This is a genomic window from Xanthomonas arboricola pv. juglandis (assembly GCF_001013475.1).
Taxonomy (GTDB): domain Bacteria; phylum Pseudomonadota; class Gammaproteobacteria; order Xanthomonadales; family Xanthomonadaceae; genus Xanthomonas; species Xanthomonas arboricola.
Map to the genome: position 1 here is coordinate 268,550 of NZ_JZEF01000004.1, position 15,681 is coordinate 284,230.

The window sequence follows — 15,681 nt, forward strand, 5'->3', positions numbered from 1 at the left end:
CGCAAAGGTTTCATCGCCGGATGCAAACCGGTATGTTTCCGTAGGCGCGTGATGGTGCGTTGCACTATGCGATGCCGCACGCGCGCACCGTTTCTTCTTCCGGGTTTTCCATGCATTCGATCGATGTCGTCCTCGCCATGTTGCTGGCGGTCGCGGCCAGCGGTTATCTGATCCGCATCCTGCCGTTCTCGTTGCCCCTGCCGTTGGTCCAGATTGCGCTTGGCGCGGTGGTTTCGGGTGTGTTCGATGCCGGGCACGAGCTGGAACCGGAGCTGTTCTTCCTGTTGTTCCTGCCGCCGCTGCTGTTCCTGGATGGCTGGCGCATTCCCAAACAAGGCCTGTTCCGCGATAAGGCGGCCATCCTCGAGCTGGCGCTGGGTCTGGTGGTGTTCACCGTGATCGGTGCGGGCCTGCTGATCCATTGGCTGATCCCGGCGATGCCACTGGCGGTGGCCTTCGCACTGGCGGCGATCATCTCGCCGACCGATCCGGTGGCGGTGTCCTCGATCGCCTCCAAGGTGTCGATTCCCAAGCGGCTGATGCACATCCTGGAAGGCGAGTCCCTGCTCAACGATGCCTCCGGGCTGGTGTGCTTCCAGTTCGCGGTGGCCGCGGTGCTGACCGGCAGCTTCTCGCTCGCCACCGCCTCGCTGACCTTCCTGTGGGTGGCATTGGCCGGCTTGGCGCTGGGCGTGGCGACCACCTTCGGCCTGAGCCGCATCCAGGCCTGGATCTGGCGTCATTTCGGCGAGGAGCCGGGTTCGGCGATCCTGGTCAATCTGCTGACCCCGTTCGCGGCCTATCTGCTGGCCGAGGCCTTCCATGCCTCCGGCATCCTGGCCGCAGTGGCCGCCGGCGTCACCATGAGCTACGTGGAAATGGCCGGCAACGCGCCGGGCAACATGCGGCTGCAGCGCTCGGCGGTGTGGGACACGGTGCAGTTCACCTTCAACGGCATCATCTTCGTGCTGCTGGGCGAACAGTTGCCGGGCATCCTGGACGGGGCGGTGCGCAGCGTGCAGGAAGCCGGGCACCTCAATCCGTGGTGGCTGGCGGTGTACGTGGCCACCATCAGTGCCAGCCTGATGGCGTTGCGCTTCGTGTGGGTGTTCCTGTCGCTGCGCTGGAACATCTTCAAGGCGCAGTGGCGCGGCGAGCAGCATGTCAGCCCGCCATGGCGCATCGTGGTGGCGGTCTCGCTGGCCGGCGTGCGCGGTGCGATCACCCTGGCCGGCGTGCTCACGCTACCGTTGATGCTGGAAGACGGCTCGCCGTTTCCGGCCCGCCAGCTGGCGATCTTCCTGGCTGCCTCGGTGATCCTGGTGTCGCTGCTGGTGGCCAGTGTGGCCTTGCCGCGGCTGCTACGCGGGCTGGAATTGCCCGAAGAGGAAGACGAACAGCTCAAGGAAGACCTGGCGGTGAAGGCCGCCTCGCAGGCGGCGCTGGAAGCGGTGGAAAAACTGCGTCAGCGGCTGGTGGACGGCAGCAAGCATGCCGAGCGCTACAACGCCGCCGCCAATCAGGTCAGCCAGCGCTATCAGCGCAAGCTCGGCGCGGTGGACATGGCCGAGACCGATCCGGAAGAGGCCGGTGCCTACGAACAGGCGCTGCGCCAGTTCCGCCATGCCGCGCTGGTGGCCGAGCGCAACGAGCTGTTCAAGCTGGCCAGGCGCCGCGAGATTTCCGACGACCTGTCGCGCCGGCTGGTGCGCAATCTGGACCTGATCGAGTCGCGCAAGCGGGCTTGAGCGCGCGGGAATCGGGAATCGGGAGTCGGGAATCGCAGGAGCAGCAGCGGTTGCCGTGTTCGGGTAGGAGCGCACCTGGGCGCGATGGGGCGTTGGCGGGAAAGCCCCATCGCGCTCGGGCGCGCTCCTACATGGAGATGCGTCGACTAACTGACACAGCAGGCGTGAGCGGTCCAGTTCGCTGACGCTTCCCGGCGCGCGCCGGAAGACACCATTCCATCCGCACTTCTCCCATCTTCATGGCGCACGGCCTACCCTGTGCGGCTGATCGCTCCAGTGCAGAAGACATGACTCCAATCGTTTCCATCCAGGGATTGAGCAAGACCTACGTTGGCGGTTTTCAGGCGCTCAAGCAGGTGGACCTTCAGATCCGGCGCGGCGAGATCTTCGCGCTGCTCGGTCCCAACGGCGCCGGCAAGACCACGCTGATCAGCATCATCTGCGGGCTGATCAACCCCAGCACCGGCACCGTGCTGGCCGACGGCCACGACATCGTGCGCGACTACCGCGCCGCGCGTGCCAGCATCGGCCTGGTGCCGCAGGAGCTGGCCACCGATGCGTTCGAAACCGTGTGGGCCACCGTGCGCTTCAGTCGCGGGCTGTTCGGCAAGCCGGCCAACGCGGCGTATCTGGAAACGGTGCTGCGCGAGCTCTCGCTGTGGGACAAGCGCCACAACAAGATTTCCACGCTGTCCGGCGGCATGAAGCGGCGCGTGCTGATCGCCAAGGCGCTGGCGCACGAGCCGCGCATCCTGTTTCTGGACGAACCCACCGCAGGCGTGGACGTGGAGCTGCGTCACGACATGTGGCAGATGGTGCGCAGGCTGCGCGAGCAGGGCACCACGGTGATCCTGACCACCCATTACATCGAGGAAGCCGAAGACATGGCCGACCGGGTCGGGGTGATCAATCGCGGCGAGCTGGTGCTGGTGGAAGACAAGCACACGCTGATGCGCAAGCTCGGCAAGAAGCAGCTCACGCTGAGCCTGCAGGCGCCGCTGCAGGCCATCCCGGCCGCGCTGGGCGACCTGCCGCTGGAGCTGTCGGCCGACGGCAACAGCCTGGTCTACACCTTCGACACCCAGGCCGAGCAGACAGGTATCGGTGCGTTGCTGCGCCGGCTCAACGAGCAGGGCATCGACTTCAAGGACCTGCATTCCAGCGAGAGTTCGCTGGAGGAGATCTTCGTCAACCTGGTGCATGGCGCCCGCAACGTGGAGGTGCGCGCATGAACCGGCATGCGATCGCGGCGATCTACCGCTTCGAAATGGCGCGCGCCTTCCGCACGCTGACCCAGTCGATCGCCTCGCCGGTGTTGTCGACCTCACTGTATTTCGTGGTGTTCGGCGCGGCGATCGGCTCGCGCATGGGCGACATCGACGGCATCAGCTACGGCGCCTTCATCATTCCCGGGCTGGTGATGCTGTCCCTGCTCAACGAGAGCATTTCCAACGCCTCGTTCGGCATCTACATGCCGCGCTGGGCCGGCACCATCTACGAGGTGCTGTCGGCGCCGGTGGCCTGGTGGGAGATCGTGATCGGCTATGTGGGCGCGGCGGCGACCAAGTCGGTGTTGCTGGGCTTGCTGATCCTGCTCACCGCGCGGCTGTTCGTGCCTTACGAGATCGCGCATCCGCTGTGGATGCTGGGCTTTCTGGTGCTCACCGCGCTGACCTTCAGCCTGTTCGGTTTCATCATCGGCATCTGGGCCGACGGCTTCGAAAAACTGCAGGTGATCCCGCTGATGGTGGTGACGCCGCTGACCTTCCTGGGCGGTAGTTTCTACTCGATCAACATGCTGCCGCCGTTATGGCAGAAGGTCACCCTGTTCAACCCGGTGGTGTACCTGATCAGCGGATTCCGCTGGAGTTTCTACGGCAAGGCCGACGTGCACATCGCGGTGAGCACCGGCATGACCTTCCTGTTCCTGCTGGTGTGCCTGGGCGTGGTGGCGGCGATCTTCCGCAGTGGTTACCGGCTCAAGGCGTGAGTGGTGACGGCAGTGGTTTGGTCGGCCGCATCCTGGTGGATGCCGCCGGCAGTCCGGGTCAACGCTGACTGGCGCGAATGCGCAGCGCCCTCGCTGCTCGCGGGAGCGCGGTGAACCTGGCCCTGGGGCTCGGTAGCGGCATCCATGTCGCCACACGGTCCGGCAATCGGCGAGGGCACCGCACCAGACAGTTTGCCGGCTGCTTTATTGAAAGCTCTGCGCAACGAAACGACCACCTCCGAGGGTCCTCGCCCACTCAGCGTCTCCAGACCTGATGCGGCATGGATGCGGCGTCAGCGCTTATGCAAGGACGTACTTGTTGCAGCGTGCCCCGCGAGGGTGGGCGGCCAGGGCCCTGCAACCACGGCGCGGGGCAGCCGGCCTGCAGTAGCCCGGCGTGACGTGGTCTTATTCGGCAGCCGGCTTGGCGTCGCTCTTGGTGTCCAGGAAGTAGGCCACCACCTCACCCTTGATCTTCATCGTCATCGGGTTGCCGCGACGGTCGCGGGCCTTGCCGACCTGCACCTTGATCCAGCCTTCGCTGACCGAATACTCCTCCACGTTGTCGCGTTCGACGCCGTTGAAGCGCACGCCGACGCCGCGGCTGAGCGCATCGGCATTGTGGAACGGGCTGCGTGCATCGATGGCCAGATGATCGGGAGGGGTATCGCTCATGGGAAAGGCGTCATGGCGGCCGGGATGGCCGTCTTCGGCCGCACAGGATACGGGCCCGCGCCGCGAAGATCAGCCCCGGCGCTGCCTGCGCACGCGCCGGGCGGTTTGCTTGCGCCCCGCCAGGCCTCACACTTCACGCCTGCATCCCTGGAACCAGACCGCCATGCCCGATAACAGCGCCGATTACGAAGACGAGGAAGGCCTGCAGCCCGAAGGCGACGAAGACGACGTCGACGACCACCCGGCGCGGGTGTGGAATCTGCTGGTGCTGATCAATCCCGGCGACGAAGACACCGCCCTGGGCCAGTTCGATACCTGGCGCGAGGCGCAGGCCGACCTGGACGACGACGAGGGCGACGATGCCTGGTTGTGGGCCTTGAAGGATGCGATCGACTGGCGCTCCGGCTTTTTCGTGGACTGGAAGGACACCGACGCGTTCATTGCCGCCATCGACGAACTCAGCGCGCGCTGGAACCTGCGCATCGACTGGGGCGGCGACCTGGATGACGAGGAGTTTTCCAGCGATCTGAGTGTGCCCGACCTGATGGCGGTGGCCTTCGATCGTCTGCGCGAGCACGGCTACTCGCTGTGGAACTGGAACACCGGCGGCGACGCCTATGCCGGCTGGATCGCGCTCAGCCGCGACGACGACGCCATGCTGACGCTGACCTCGCTGTTGGGGGTGGAAGTGCGGCTGGGGAACGAGGCGTTCTGAGGGGCCGGGATTTGGGGAATCGGGATTCGGGAATCGGGATTCGGGAATCGCAGGAACGATGTGTGGGTGTGGTTGTGTCGAGCCGCAGTGGTGCGTGCTGCCGAAGCAGCATGCCAAGCGCGTGGTGGCCGCTAGGGTCTGCCGCGCAGGCATCGTCCATGGCCCAGCGATTGCGACGTAGGAGCGTGCCTGCGTGCGATCGGGCGTTACCGGGACAGCTCCTCGCGCTCAGGCGCGCTCCTACAACGGCGTGCCGCCGATCAGCCCGCGGCCATCGCCGTTGCGACTCCCCAATCCCGACTCTCCAATCCCCGCCTCAAGGCACCTCGCCGCGCGCCTGTGCACGCGCGTTGGCGATCAAGGCCTTGAGCAGGGCGCGATCGGTGTGACGGGAGATCGCAATGGCACCGAGCGCGATCGCTTCGGCGCGGAGCGTCGCGGACACATCGTAGTGCGCGCCGCTGAGTTTGTTCTGGAAGGCGCGGCGGGGAATGCCCAGCCGCGCCGCCATTGCATGCAGCTCGTCCAGCGTATCGCCGAGCAGGTGCGCCCAGCGCTGCTCGCGCCACGGATGCACCGCATCGTCGACGTAGACGGCCACCGGCGGGCCCTCAGGCCTTCTTGCCCTTCTTCTTCTTGCCGCCGTCGGTTGCGTCGTCGGCGTCGTCCTGCGACGCGTCGCCTGCGGTGTCGGCAGTAGCGTCTTCGGCGCTGGCATCAGCATCGGCATCGGCATCGGTGTCCGCGTCGGCATCTGCCTGGGCATCGCCTGCCTCGACGTCCGCGTCTTCGGCTTCGCCGTCGTCGCCTTCAGCGTCGCTGTTCTCGAACTCGGACACCAGCGTGGTCAGGTATTCCTCGGCGGTCTTGCCGTCTTCGGCGGCCAGGTCGTCGATCATCTGCTGCAGCTGGGTGGAGTATTCCAGCGAGATGGTCTTGCCTTCCTTCTCCTGCAGATTGGCCAGGTGCTTGAGCATGGCCAGCATCGGCACCGGGTTGTCGGCGCTGCCCATGGTCTGGCCGCCGATCGACAGCAGCCATTCGCTGCCGTTCTGCAAGCCGATCGCAGCGACCACGCGGCCGTCGGCATCCTGCAGCACGGCATGGTTGGCGATCTGCGGCGCCTGGCCCAGACGGACGATCGGGCGCTTGGGTTGGGACTTCTTGCGCTTGTCGCGCTTGGCCTTGGAATTGCGGGACACGGTGTTCTCGACGCTGGGAATGGCCGACCATTCTAGGCGCTTGCGCGTGACCCGGCTCGGGTGCCGCCGCCAGGCCGATGAACGCCGGCCGCGCCGGGCGATGCGCCTGTCGGCGTTTCCGGCGTTCCGAAGGCCGCTGACGCCGATATGTCGGACAGGCTGCAGCGGCTGGCACCGCGGGTCTGTCGGAGCGCCAACGCGCGATTGCTGGTCAGGATCGGCATGCAGCCCGACAAGCAGGACGGCAAGCAGGACGGCAAGCAGGACGACAAGTAGCCCGCAGGGCGACCAGATCCGACATGCGCATCAAGTTCGGCATGCACATCTGATTCGACATGCGCGACAACGTGCCGTCTGCCGTCTGCCGTCTGCCGTCTGCCGCCGCCCGCAACCGCAGCCCGCAACCGTCCGCAACCGTCCGCAACCGCCAAGAACGCCAAGAACGCCAAGAACGCCAAGAACGCCAAGAACCGCCAGACAACTTCAGGTCAAGTTCCCTCGCCGCCCTCAGCGCCGCGCGGGTACTTCGCTGACCGCAGTGCGCGGTGCGGCCACGGCGGCTTCGGCAGCCTTGGCCAGTGCGGTGGCCGAAGCCACCTGGCTGCGCGTGGAGACGCGCGGTGCCGCCGGCGCAGCGCTGGTGGCCGGGGGCGCTGCAGCAGGCGTTGTGGCGCTGGCCGCTGCCGCAGGTCCGCCCGCCGGCGCAGCTGCGGTGGGTCCTGCCGCAGGCAGCGCAGCCGGTGTCCCCACCGCCGTGGTGGCGGTCGCCGCGGCACTCAGATCCGGCACATGGGTGTCGGCATCGTGGGTCGGCTTGCCCAGCGCAATGCCCTGGCCGGCGCCGGCCAGCGCGGCCTGTTCGGCATCCTGGGTCATCACCACGATGCTGATGCGGCGGTTGATCGGGTTCTGCGGGTCGGTCTTGTCGAACAGCACCGACGAGGACAGCCCCACCACGCGGGTGACCTTGGCATCGTCCATGCCGCCGCCCACCAGCGCACGGCGCGCGGCATTGGCGCGGTCGGCGCTGAGTTCCCAGTTGGTGTAACCGGTATCGCTGCTGTAGGCGGTGGTGTCGGTGTGGCCGGTGATGCTGATGTGGTTGGGCACCTGGTTGATGAAGCTGGACAGCTCGCGCAGGATCGCCACGGTGTACGGCTTGAGCTGGTCGCGGCCCATGTCGAACATCGGCCGGTTCTGCTTGTCCACGATCTGGATGCGCAGGCCGTCCGGGGTGAGGTCGAGCAGCAACTGGTCCTTGAACGGCTCCAGCGCCTGGCTCTTGTCGATGGCCTCTTTTAGGTCCTGCATCAGCGCTTCCAGGCGCTTCTTGTCCCTGGCGCGGCTGTCTTCGTTGGTGTCGGCAGCGTTGTCGCGCTTGCGGCCCATCTCGTCCTTCTGCCCCTTGGCCATGTCGGCGGTGCCGCCGAGCTTGATCATCGAGGTGCTGGCGCCGCCAGGGCCATTCATGCCCGGCGAGGGGGCCGGCGACTTGCCCGACAACGGGCTGGGATTGCGGAAGTATTCCGAGATCGCCGCGCGCTGCTCCTTGGTGGTGGCGGCCATCAGCCACAGCACCAGGAAGAAGGCCATCATCGCGGTCACGAAGTCGGCAAACGCCACTTTCCAGGCGCCGCCATGATGGCCGCCGCCCTGCACCTTCTTGACCCGTCGGATGACGACGGTGGATTTGCCCTCGGCCATGACTGCGGCCCTACTTGATCGTCTTCAGGTGCGTTTCGAAATCCGCAAAGCTCGGACGCACGTTGGAGGGCAGCGTCTTGCGCGCGAATTCCAGCGCAATCTTCGGGTTGTAGCCGCGCAGGCAGGCCAGCAGCGCGGTCTTGACCGCTTCATAGATGCGCCCGTCCTGATCGGCACGCGCTTCCATTGCCGCCGACAACGGCGCCACGAAGCCGTATGCCAGCAGGATGCCGAGGAAGGTACCGACCAGCGCGGCACCGACGTGGTGGCCGATCTCCTCGATCGGGCCACCGATCGAGCCCATGGTGATCACGATGCCGAGCACGGCGGCCACGATGCCGAAGCCCGGCAGTCCGTCGGACACCTTGCTCAAGGCATGCGAGGGCGCCATCGCCTCGTGGTGGTGCTTTTCCAGTTCCAGTTCTAGCAGCGGCTCCAGCTCGTGCGGCTCGATGTTGCTGCCGATCATCAGGCGCAGGCAGTCGGTGATGAAGTCCAGCAGGTGATGGTCGGCCACCACCTTGGGATAGTTGCCGAAGATGGTGCTGTCCTGCGGTTTTTCGACGTGATCTTCCAGGGCCATGAAGCCGTCGCGGCGGGCCTTGTTCAACAGTTCGTAGACCAGGCTCAGGGTGTCCTTGTAGTCCTCGGACTTGTACTGCGGGCCCTTGAACACGCCCAGCACGCTACTGAAGGTTTCCTTGACGATCTTGCCCGGCGTGCTCACCAGAAACGCGCCCAGCGCCGCGCCACCGATGATCAACAGCTCGTACGGCTGCCACAACGCGCCCAGCTTTCCGTGCGACAGCACATAGCCGCCGAGGACACTGACGATGACGACGATGAAGCCGATGATGATGAGCATGGCGCAGCCAAAAGCAAACAGGGTTGCTGTTGTTTCGGCGCGCGCGGCGGATTCTTGAAGTGCACGGCGTGAAGGTGTGTGCTGTAACTGAACGATCGGGTGGTGCGATGACGGCTTCACACAGGGCGATCAGCGGCATCGCGCTTACTGCGGCAAGGCGTTCACCGCAGTGAGGCTTGTGATGACAAGGTCTGCCTGGTTGAACTTGCGATTTGCATCGACTGCTGTGTGCGTCGAGACAGCGCATTGCAGCAAGCGGCCTCTGCATTGGCGGTGGCACCAGCATCGGCGGACTTGATGCGCAGGTTGCGCTCGGCAGCAAACTTCAGCGTCTGCACCACGTCCCGGATGACCCGCCGCCGAGCGTCGAGCGTCATTGTCGTGGCAGTTTCTAGCACTACAGCGAGCAATGGTGTGGGCAGTAAGAGGAACGTAGCGAGCGGCCGTCAGGTGGGTGCGGACGGCGCACAGGAACCGAAATGAACCGTGCATGCCGATTCCGGGCGCCGGCCGCGCCCGCCTGACGATTGCGCTGTAGTTCTGTGAGTCGCTCTGAGTGGGTCGCCACTGCTTGCTGGGCGGCCTCGCCAGGTCAGGCCGGTTGCGCCTCGGCACCGTCGCGTTGCAGCGGGTTCGGCAGTGCCTGGCCATCTTCGGTGAAGCCCAGCGAGACCGAGTTGAGGCAATGCCGTTCGCCGGTCGGCGGCGGGCCGTCGGGGAACACGTGACCGAGGTGGCTGTTGCAGCGCGCGCAGACGATCTCGGTGCGGATCATGCCGTAGCTGATGTCGCGGATCTCGCGCACGTGGGCCGCATCGTACGGGGCGAAGAAGCTCGGCCAGCCGGTACCGGATTCGAACTTTGCGCTGGAACGGAACAGCGGCAGCCCGCACAGGCGGCAGGTGTAGACGCCCTCCAGCTTGTTGTCCAGGAACACCCCGCAGAACGGCGCCTCGGTGCCGTGCTGCAGCAGCACGCGCTGCTCCTCGTCGCTGAGCCCGGCGATCAGGGCATCGCGTTGGGCGGGGGAGGGCGGTGTCAGATCGAACTGGCTCATGAAGGCTCTCGCATGCGCGCGCTGGCAGGGTGCCGCGTCTGCCCTCAGTGATGTGGGCGCGGAAGCCTGCGTTCAACCTAAGTGCTCGAAGCCTTCTTCCGTCCGCAGAGAATCAAGCCCCTCTCCCTGCGGGAGAGGGGTTGGGGTGAGGGTACGGGGCGAAGCCGCTGCACGATGGGCACTGCGAGGCTTCGCTCGCACCCTCATCCGGCGCTGCGCGCCACCTTCTCCCGATGGGAGAAGGGACTCTTCGCGCTGCACTCATCTCGCGAACGCGTTCATCCCGCAGCCGATCCCGTGCATTGCTGCAGCACACCGGCGCCCCCACCCAGTCAATACCGCCCAATCAATCACGGTGTCCGTCATGGCGATCCATTCTTCAACGCGCGGCCTGCTGCTGTGCGGCCTGCTGGCGATTGCCGGCGCGGCGCTGGCGCAATCGGCCACTACCACGCGCTCGTCCAACACCTTGCAGCCGATCACTACGCCGACGCCTGCGCAGCCCACGCTGACCGCGCCGCGCGCAGTGCAGCCAGCGCCAGGCACCAGTCCGGTGCCCTCGCAGCTCGGCCAGCGCCCGGTCGCGCCCAGCATTCCCACCCGTGGCCCGGCACAGAGACCGGTGGCTCCGGCCGGTAGCCAGGTGCTGCCTGCCAGCGCGCCGATGGTCTACGACCGCAATGGCCGCCTGCTGCAAGGCATGCAGCCGGCCGGCGCCAACCGGGTGCTGGACACCAAGACCGGGCGTTATTACGACGCGGTTCCGGCCGGCGACGGCATGCGCGTGGTGCGCTGAGATCCGGCAGCAGTCGATGTCTGATCCGCAGCAATCAGATCGGTCTCCATCCAACCGCCGTCCCAGGCTTCGCTGCGTCGCCGACCACGAATCCCCAATCCCCAATCCCCAATCCCCGCCTCAGTCCGCAATCGGCAACGCCAGGGTCTCCTTGACCTCTTCCATCACGATGTAGCTCTTGGACTCGCGTACATGCGGCAAGGTCAACAAGGTGCTGCCGAGCAGCTTGCGATAGGACGCCATCTCGCTGATGCGCGCCTTGAGCAGGTAATCGAAATCGCCCGAGACCAGATGGCATTCCAGCACGTTGGGCAGCTTGAGCGCGGCGCGGCGGAACTCTTCGAAGATGTCGCCGGATTTGTAGGCCAAGCTGATCTCCACGAACACCAGCAGGCTGGCCTTGAGCATGTGCGGGTCCAGCCGCGCGTAGTAGCCGGTGATGGCGCCATCGCGCTCCAGCCGGCGTACGCGCTCGGTGCAAGGCGTGGTCGACAAGCCCACCCGTTCGCCCAGGTCGGTAAAGGAAATCCGCCCCTCCTGCTGCAGGATGCGCAGAATCTTGCGGTCGATCTTGTCCAGCTCGCGCGCACGGGTGGCCATGAGGTCTGTCTCCCTACAGAACTGGCAGGAAATTTCACTGCGAAGTAGCGCCGATTCCAGGACCGGCACTGCCTGGCTCGCAATATACTGCGTCTAACTGTCTCCCTCGGCGCTTGGTTGTGGGGGAATACCCTTTCCAGGAGAACGACATGCGGGTGCTCATTCTCGGTAGCGGCGTCATCGGCACCACCACCGCCTGGTATCTGGCGCAGTCCGGCTGCGAGGTCACCGTGGTCGACCGCCAGCCGGCCTCGGCGCTGGAAACCAGCTACGGCAACGCGGGCCAGCTGTCATTCGGCTACACCTCGCCCTGGGCCGCCCCTGGCGTGCCGGGCAAGGCGATGAAGTGGTTGTTCGCCCAGCACGCGCCGTTGTCGATCCGGCCCACCCGCGATCTGCGCCAGCTGGCCTGGCTGACCCAGATGCTGCGCAACTGCACTGCCGAGCGCTATGCGGTAAACAAGGCGCGCATGGTGCGCATGTCCGACTACAGCCGCGATTGCCTCAATGAACTGCGCGCCAGCACCGGGCTGGAATTCGAAGGCCGCCAGCTCGGCACCACCCAGTTGTTCCGCACCCAGCAACAGCTGGATGCCGCCGCGCAGGACATCGAAGTGCTGGCCCAGTACGGCGTGCCGTACGAATTGCTGACCCCGGCGCAGATCGCCCAGTTCGAACCCGGCCTGGCCGGTGGCGGCGCGCAGATGGCCGGTGCCTTGCGCCTGCCCGAAGACCAGACCGGCGACTGCCGGCTGTTCACCCAGCGCCTGGCTGCGCTGGCCGCGCAATCCGGTGTGCAATTCCGCTACGGGCAGCAGATCGAGCACCTGGAGCATGACGGCCGCACCGTCACCGGCGTGCAGATCGATGGCCGGCTCGAAACCGCCGACCGCTACGTGCTGGCACTGGGCAGCTATTCGGCCGACCTGCTGCTCTCGCTCGGCATGCATCTGCCCGTGTACCCGCTCAAGGGCTATTCGCTGACCATCCCGATTGTCGACGCGCAGCGCGCGCCAACCTCCACGGTGCTGGACGAGAGCTACAAGATCGCCATCACCCGCTTCGACGAGCGCATCCGCGTCGGCGGCATGGCCGAGGTGGCCGGGTTCGATCTGTCGTTGAATCCGCGCCGCCGCGCCACCCTGGAAATGGTGGTCAACGACCTGTTCCCGGGCGGCGGCGATCTGGCCAGGGCCGAGTTCTGGACCGGCCTGCGCCCGGCCACGCCCGATGGCACCCCGGTGGTCGGTGCCACGCCGTATTCCAACCTGTTCCTCAACACCGGCCACGGCACCCTGGGCTGGACCATGGCCTGCGGCTCGGGCCGCTATCTGGCCGACCTGATGCAGGGCCGCAGCCCGGACATCGATACCGAAGGCCTGGATGTGTTCCGTTACCTCTCGCCACGCAGCGCCCGCGCGCAGCAGGAGGCCGCGTAGTGCGTCCTGCGCAAGCGTTGATCGATCTGGATGCATTGCGTCACAACTACCGCCTGGCCAAGCGCCTGGGCGGCAGCAAGGCCCTCGCGGTGGTCAAGGCCGATGCCTACGGGCATGGCGCGGTGCGCTGCGCGCAGGCGTTGGAACCGGAAGCCGACGGCTTTGCGGTGGCCTGTATCGAAGAGGCCCTGGAGCTGCGCCAGGCCGGCATCCGTGCGCCGATTTTGCTGCTGGAAGGTTTTTTCGAACACGACGAACTGCGCCTGATCGCCGAGCACGATCTGTGGACGGTGGCAGCCACCACGCAGCAGGTGCGCGCGCTGGCCGACTTTCAGAGCCCACGCCCGTTACGGGCGTGGTTGAAGCTGGACAGCGGCATGCATCGGCTCGGCTTGTCGCCGGAAGATTTTCGCGCCGCGTGGTTGCGCTTGCGCGGGCTGCCGCAGATTGCCTCGCTGGTGCTGATGACCCACCTGGCGCGCGCCGATGAACTGGAGTGCAGCCGCACCGACGAACAGGCGGTGGCCTTCGCGCTCACCGCAGGCGGCATGCGCGCGGAAACCAGTCTGCGCAATTCGCCCGGCCTGCTCGGCTGGCCGGCGCTGCGCAACGATTGGTCGCGCCCGGGGCTGATGCTGTATGGCGCAAACCCGTTCCCGCAGGAGACCGAGAGCACTGCGCAACTGCGCCCGGTGATGACGCTGCGCTCGCGCATCATCTCCGTGCGGGAGCTGCCGGCCGGCGAGCCGGTGGGCTACGGCGCCCGCTTCGTTGCGCAACGGCCCACGCGCGTAGGCGTGGTGGCGATGGGATATGCCGACGGCTATCCGCAGTTCGCACCCAATGGCACCCCGGTGCTTGTGGATGGGGTGGTCTGCCCGTTGATCGGTCGCGTCTCGATGGACATGCTCACCGTGGATCTCACCGAGCATCCGCAGGCGGAGATTGGCGCGCCAGTCCAGCTGTGGGGCGATGCGCCACGGGTCGCCCCGTTGGCCACGCAGTGCAATGTCAGCGCGTATCAGCTGCTGTGTGGACTCAAGCGCGTGCCGCGGACGTATGTAGGTGAGGCGGCAGTGGGCGACGAAGTGACCCGGTAAGTTGCATCCCTTCTCCCATCGGGAGAAGGTGGCGCGCAGCGCCGGATGAGGGTACGAGCGAAGCCTCGTGCAGTCGGAACAACACGAGGGCTTCGCCCCCGTACCTCACCCCAACCCCCGCTCCGCGCCCCGGCCTGCGCCAGCGGCGCAGGCGCACCAAGGCACGCGCGCCAGTGGCACGCAAGCTGTGCCTTCTCGCCCCGCAGGAGAGGGGCTCAAGCGGAGCTCACACCCCAGCCGTACTCCGATCGCCACGGAACTGCTTGCGCACCCAGTCGTCGATCATGGCTTTTTCGAAGCGCAACGGGTCGCTGTCGGTCAGGCGTGGGCCGCTCATCAGAAATGCCGAATCCACCAGCTTGCGCTCGCCCTGATCGATCACCTCGCCATTGGCGCCGGTCAGCGTGTAGCTGAAGCTCAGGCGCGGCGGGTAGATGTCCTTGACGATGCGCACGTCCTGCATGCGCGGGCCGTGCCAGGGCTCGTACTGGCCGGCGCGGCGGATGTCGGTGATGGTCACGCTCAGGTGTTGGCCGTCGGGAAGCCGGCGGGCGGCACTTTGCTGGAAATGGGTCGCCAGCTGGGTCACCCAATCGCCGCGCTGCGCCTCCCAGCGGTTGCCGCTGAAGCGCATCTCGGCAAACTGCGCCGGGTCGGTCCAGCGCACATCTACCTTGCCATCGCTGCTCAGCGCGCGCGGCGCTTCGGGGTCGGTGACATTACGCACGCGGGCCTGCACACCGGTCGCCGCGAGCAGTCCTGCCAGCAACAGGCTGGCGCCGTAAAGGCTGGAACGTTTCATGGAAAGTCTCCAAGCGGAAGGTACATGGCGTACCGGGTGTTCCAGCAGTGTGGGGGTGCGCTGGATCGCCCGCAACGCGGCAGCAACCGGGTATGCATCGGTGTTGCGCGCGGTTAATCCACGACCGCGCCGCCATGACGGCGGGTTCACTGCGCCTGCGCCCGCGCTTCACGGAGCGGACCGGATGATCGCCAGCATGGACACCCACTCTTTCCGCACAAAGTCAGCTTCCTCGGCGCCGGCGCACATGCCGTCGGACGTGCGCCTGCAGTTCATCGACTGGGCAAAGCAGCATGGCCACAACCCGTCCACCGGTGCCGCCGCGTTCGTCGCGTTGCAAAGCGATGTGGATCTGGATCTGGCAACCCGCGGGATGCGTCTGGAGACGGGTGCCGACCCACGGGATGCACTGCGTGAGCATCTGGCTGCGTTGGCGCGGCAGGGTGATGTGGCGGTGCAGTTCCCGCCGGTCTATGCCTACACCGCCGCCAACGGGCTGGAGTACCGCTACTCGCTGATGCTGGTGATTGCCGAGGATTGCGTCGAGTGGACCGGGCGGGTCTGGCAGGACCTGGATTACCAGGGAATGCTCACCGGCCGCGGCCAGGGCCCGCGCGCCAACTACACCCAACTGGCGCGGATGGCGCTGGAACACGAGCTTGATCAGGAGCGCCCCCGTTATGTCCAGGCATGAACTCGAACTGCAGTTGCCGCTGGGCGCACAGGTCGCCACCGGCGAAGATGGTTTCAGCGAGCGCTGCCGCAGCGAATGCGCAAAACTTGGCCTGTCGCGGGTGCGGTTGCTGTTGCTGGACGCCGAGTACGCGCGTTCCACCGCCTGGCGCGAAGAAGCGCAGCGCTGGATGGACGAGCAGTTGCGCCGCGAAGGCGAGTGGGTGTTTCGCGGCGTGATCGCCGGGATCGTGGTGCTGGCGGCATGCATCGCGCTGTGCGCGGCGCTGCTGTGGTGATCCCTGGGGAGCCGGCG

The 15,681-nt window shown here is 66.4% G+C and carries 19 protein-coding genes and 1 other RNA gene; 10 read left to right on the forward strand and 10 right to left on the reverse strand.

Annotated elements, in window-relative coordinates:
• The first annotated feature begins 110 nt into the window (after nt 1–110).
• The 3 genes from XARJCFBP2528_RS16140 (at nt 111) to XARJCFBP2528_RS16150 (ending at nt 3,738) form a co-directional block, all read left to right on the forward strand.
• On the forward strand, nt 111–1,748 hold the full coding sequence (locus XARJCFBP2528_RS16140; RefSeq protein ID WP_016900897.1) for a Na+/H+ antiporter: 1,638 nt from the start codon (nt 111–113) through the stop codon (nt 1,746–1,748).
• A gap of 287 nt (nt 1,749–2,035) precedes the next feature.
• Nucleotides 2,036–2,980, forward strand: a complete 945-nt coding sequence (locus XARJCFBP2528_RS16145; RefSeq protein WP_047124889.1) for an ABC transporter ATP-binding protein — start codon at nt 2,036–2,038, stop codon at nt 2,978–2,980.
• Complete coding sequence (locus tag XARJCFBP2528_RS16150) at nt 2,977–3,738, forward strand: ABC transporter permease (protein WP_016900895.1); 762 nt, start codon at nt 2,977–2,979, stop codon at nt 3,736–3,738. Before XARJCFBP2528_RS16145 ends, XARJCFBP2528_RS16150 begins: the two co-directional genes overlap by 4 nt.
• 408 nt (nt 3,739–4,146) lie before the next feature.
• Here XARJCFBP2528_RS16150 and XARJCFBP2528_RS16155 read toward each other — a convergent pair whose 3' ends face one another.
• Nucleotides 4,147–4,413, reverse strand: coding sequence for a DUF3297 family protein (locus XARJCFBP2528_RS16155; RefSeq protein WP_016900894.1), 267 nt, complete (start codon nt 4,411–4,413; stop codon nt 4,147–4,149).
• Between the two features lie 163 nt (nt 4,414–4,576).
• Here XARJCFBP2528_RS16155 and XARJCFBP2528_RS16160 point away from each other — a divergent pair, with 163 nt between their 5' ends.
• A complete protein-coding gene (locus tag XARJCFBP2528_RS16160; protein ID WP_016900893.1) occupies nt 4,577–5,128 on the forward strand; it encodes a DUF6630 family protein in 552 nt (183 codons plus the stop codon).
• A gap of 316 nt (nt 5,129–5,444) precedes the next feature.
• Here the strand turns inward: XARJCFBP2528_RS16160 and XARJCFBP2528_RS16165 are convergent, their stop codons facing one another.
• Complete coding sequence (locus XARJCFBP2528_RS16165) at nt 5,445–5,729, reverse strand: DUF4031 domain-containing protein (RefSeq protein WP_016900892.1); 285 nt, start codon at nt 5,727–5,729, stop codon at nt 5,445–5,447.
• A 10-nt stretch (nt 5,730–5,739) separates the two neighbouring features.
• Nucleotides 5,740–6,330, reverse strand: coding sequence for a hypothetical protein (locus tag XARJCFBP2528_RS16170; protein ID WP_016900891.1), 591 nt, complete (start codon nt 6,328–6,330; stop codon nt 5,740–5,742).
• 147 nt (nt 6,331–6,477) lie between these two features.
• Between XARJCFBP2528_RS16170 and XARJCFBP2528_RS24300 the strand changes: the two genes are divergently transcribed.
• On the forward strand, nt 6,478–6,606 hold the full coding sequence (locus XARJCFBP2528_RS24300; RefSeq protein ID WP_016900890.1) for a hypothetical protein: 129 nt from the start codon (nt 6,478–6,480) through the stop codon (nt 6,604–6,606).
• Nucleotides 6,607–6,837: 231 nt separating this feature from the next.
• On the opposite strand, the gene motB is transcribed toward XARJCFBP2528_RS24300, so the two are convergent.
• The 5 genes from motB to msrB form a co-directional block, all read right to left on the reverse strand.
• Complete coding sequence (gene motB, locus XARJCFBP2528_RS16175; RefSeq protein ID WP_047124890.1) at nt 6,838–8,034, reverse strand: flagellar motor protein MotB; 1,197 nt, start codon at nt 8,032–8,034, stop codon at nt 6,838–6,840.
• 10 nt (nt 8,035–8,044) lie between these two features.
• A complete protein-coding gene (motA, locus tag XARJCFBP2528_RS16180; protein ID WP_006452580.1) occupies nt 8,045–8,899 on the reverse strand; it encodes a flagellar motor stator protein MotA in 855 nt (284 codons plus the stop codon).
• Between the two features lie 161 nt (nt 8,900–9,060).
• On the reverse strand, nt 9,061–9,276 hold the full coding sequence (locus tag XARJCFBP2528_RS23545) for a hypothetical protein (protein ID WP_026064962.1): 216 nt from the start codon (nt 9,274–9,276) through the stop codon (nt 9,061–9,063).
• Nucleotides 9,277–9,320: 44 nt separating this feature from the next.
• Nucleotides 9,321–9,391, reverse strand: a non-coding RNA gene (locus tag XARJCFBP2528_RS22780) — sX9 sRNA.
• A 100-nt stretch (nt 9,392–9,491) separates the two neighbouring features.
• Nucleotides 9,492–9,956 (reverse strand): peptide-methionine (R)-S-oxide reductase MsrB, encoded by a 465-nt coding sequence (gene msrB, locus XARJCFBP2528_RS16185; RefSeq protein ID WP_016905122.1) that lies wholly within the window; start codon nt 9,954–9,956, stop codon nt 9,492–9,494.
• Between the two features lie 364 nt (nt 9,957–10,320).
• On the opposite strand from msrB, the gene XARJCFBP2528_RS16190 reads away from it, so the two are divergent.
• Nucleotides 10,321–10,752: a hypothetical protein gene (locus tag XARJCFBP2528_RS16190; protein ID WP_016903443.1), complete on the forward strand. Its 432-nt coding sequence runs from the start codon at nt 10,321–10,323 to the stop codon at nt 10,750–10,752.
• A 120-nt stretch (nt 10,753–10,872) separates the two neighbouring features.
• Here XARJCFBP2528_RS16190 and XARJCFBP2528_RS16195 read toward each other — a convergent pair whose 3' ends face one another.
• A complete protein-coding gene (locus tag XARJCFBP2528_RS16195; RefSeq protein WP_016903444.1) occupies nt 10,873–11,352 on the reverse strand; it encodes an Lrp/AsnC ligand binding domain-containing protein in 480 nt (159 codons plus the stop codon).
• Nucleotides 11,353–11,501: 149 nt separating this feature from the next.
• Here XARJCFBP2528_RS16195 and XARJCFBP2528_RS16200 point away from each other — a divergent pair, with 149 nt between their 5' ends.
• Together XARJCFBP2528_RS16200 and alr are read left to right on the forward strand one after the other, a co-directional pair.
• Nucleotides 11,502–12,791 carry a D-amino acid dehydrogenase gene (locus XARJCFBP2528_RS16200; protein WP_016903445.1) on the forward strand — a complete coding sequence of 430 codons (1,290 nt, stop codon included), beginning with the start codon at nt 11,502–11,504 and terminating at the stop codon, nt 12,789–12,791.
• Nucleotides 12,791–13,891, forward strand: coding sequence for an alanine racemase (gene alr / locus XARJCFBP2528_RS16205; protein ID WP_006452575.1), 1,101 nt, complete (start codon nt 12,791–12,793; stop codon nt 13,889–13,891). Before XARJCFBP2528_RS16200 ends, alr begins: the two co-directional genes overlap by 1 nt.
• Nucleotides 13,892–14,117: 226 nt before the next feature.
• Here alr and XARJCFBP2528_RS16210 read toward each other — a convergent pair whose 3' ends face one another.
• Nucleotides 14,118–14,693: a DUF3016 domain-containing protein gene (locus XARJCFBP2528_RS16210; RefSeq protein WP_016903446.1), complete on the reverse strand. Its 576-nt coding sequence runs from the start codon at nt 14,691–14,693 to the stop codon at nt 14,118–14,120.
• 247 nt (nt 14,694–14,940) lie between these two features.
• On the opposite strand from XARJCFBP2528_RS16210, the gene XARJCFBP2528_RS16215 reads away from it, so the two are divergent.
• Together XARJCFBP2528_RS16215 and XARJCFBP2528_RS16220 are read left to right on the forward strand one after the other, a co-directional pair.
• Nucleotides 14,941–15,387 (forward strand): hypothetical protein, encoded by a 447-nt coding sequence (locus XARJCFBP2528_RS16215; RefSeq protein WP_016903447.1) that lies wholly within the window; start codon nt 14,941–14,943, stop codon nt 15,385–15,387.
• The gene (locus XARJCFBP2528_RS16220) at nt 15,374–15,664 is read left to right on the forward strand and encodes a hypothetical protein (protein WP_016903448.1); all 291 of its coding nucleotides are present in this window, start codon (nt 15,374–15,376) and stop codon (nt 15,662–15,664) included. The genes XARJCFBP2528_RS16215 and XARJCFBP2528_RS16220 overlap by 14 nt, the downstream gene beginning before the upstream one ends.
• The last annotated feature ends 17 nt before the right edge of the window (nt 15,665–15,681 follow it).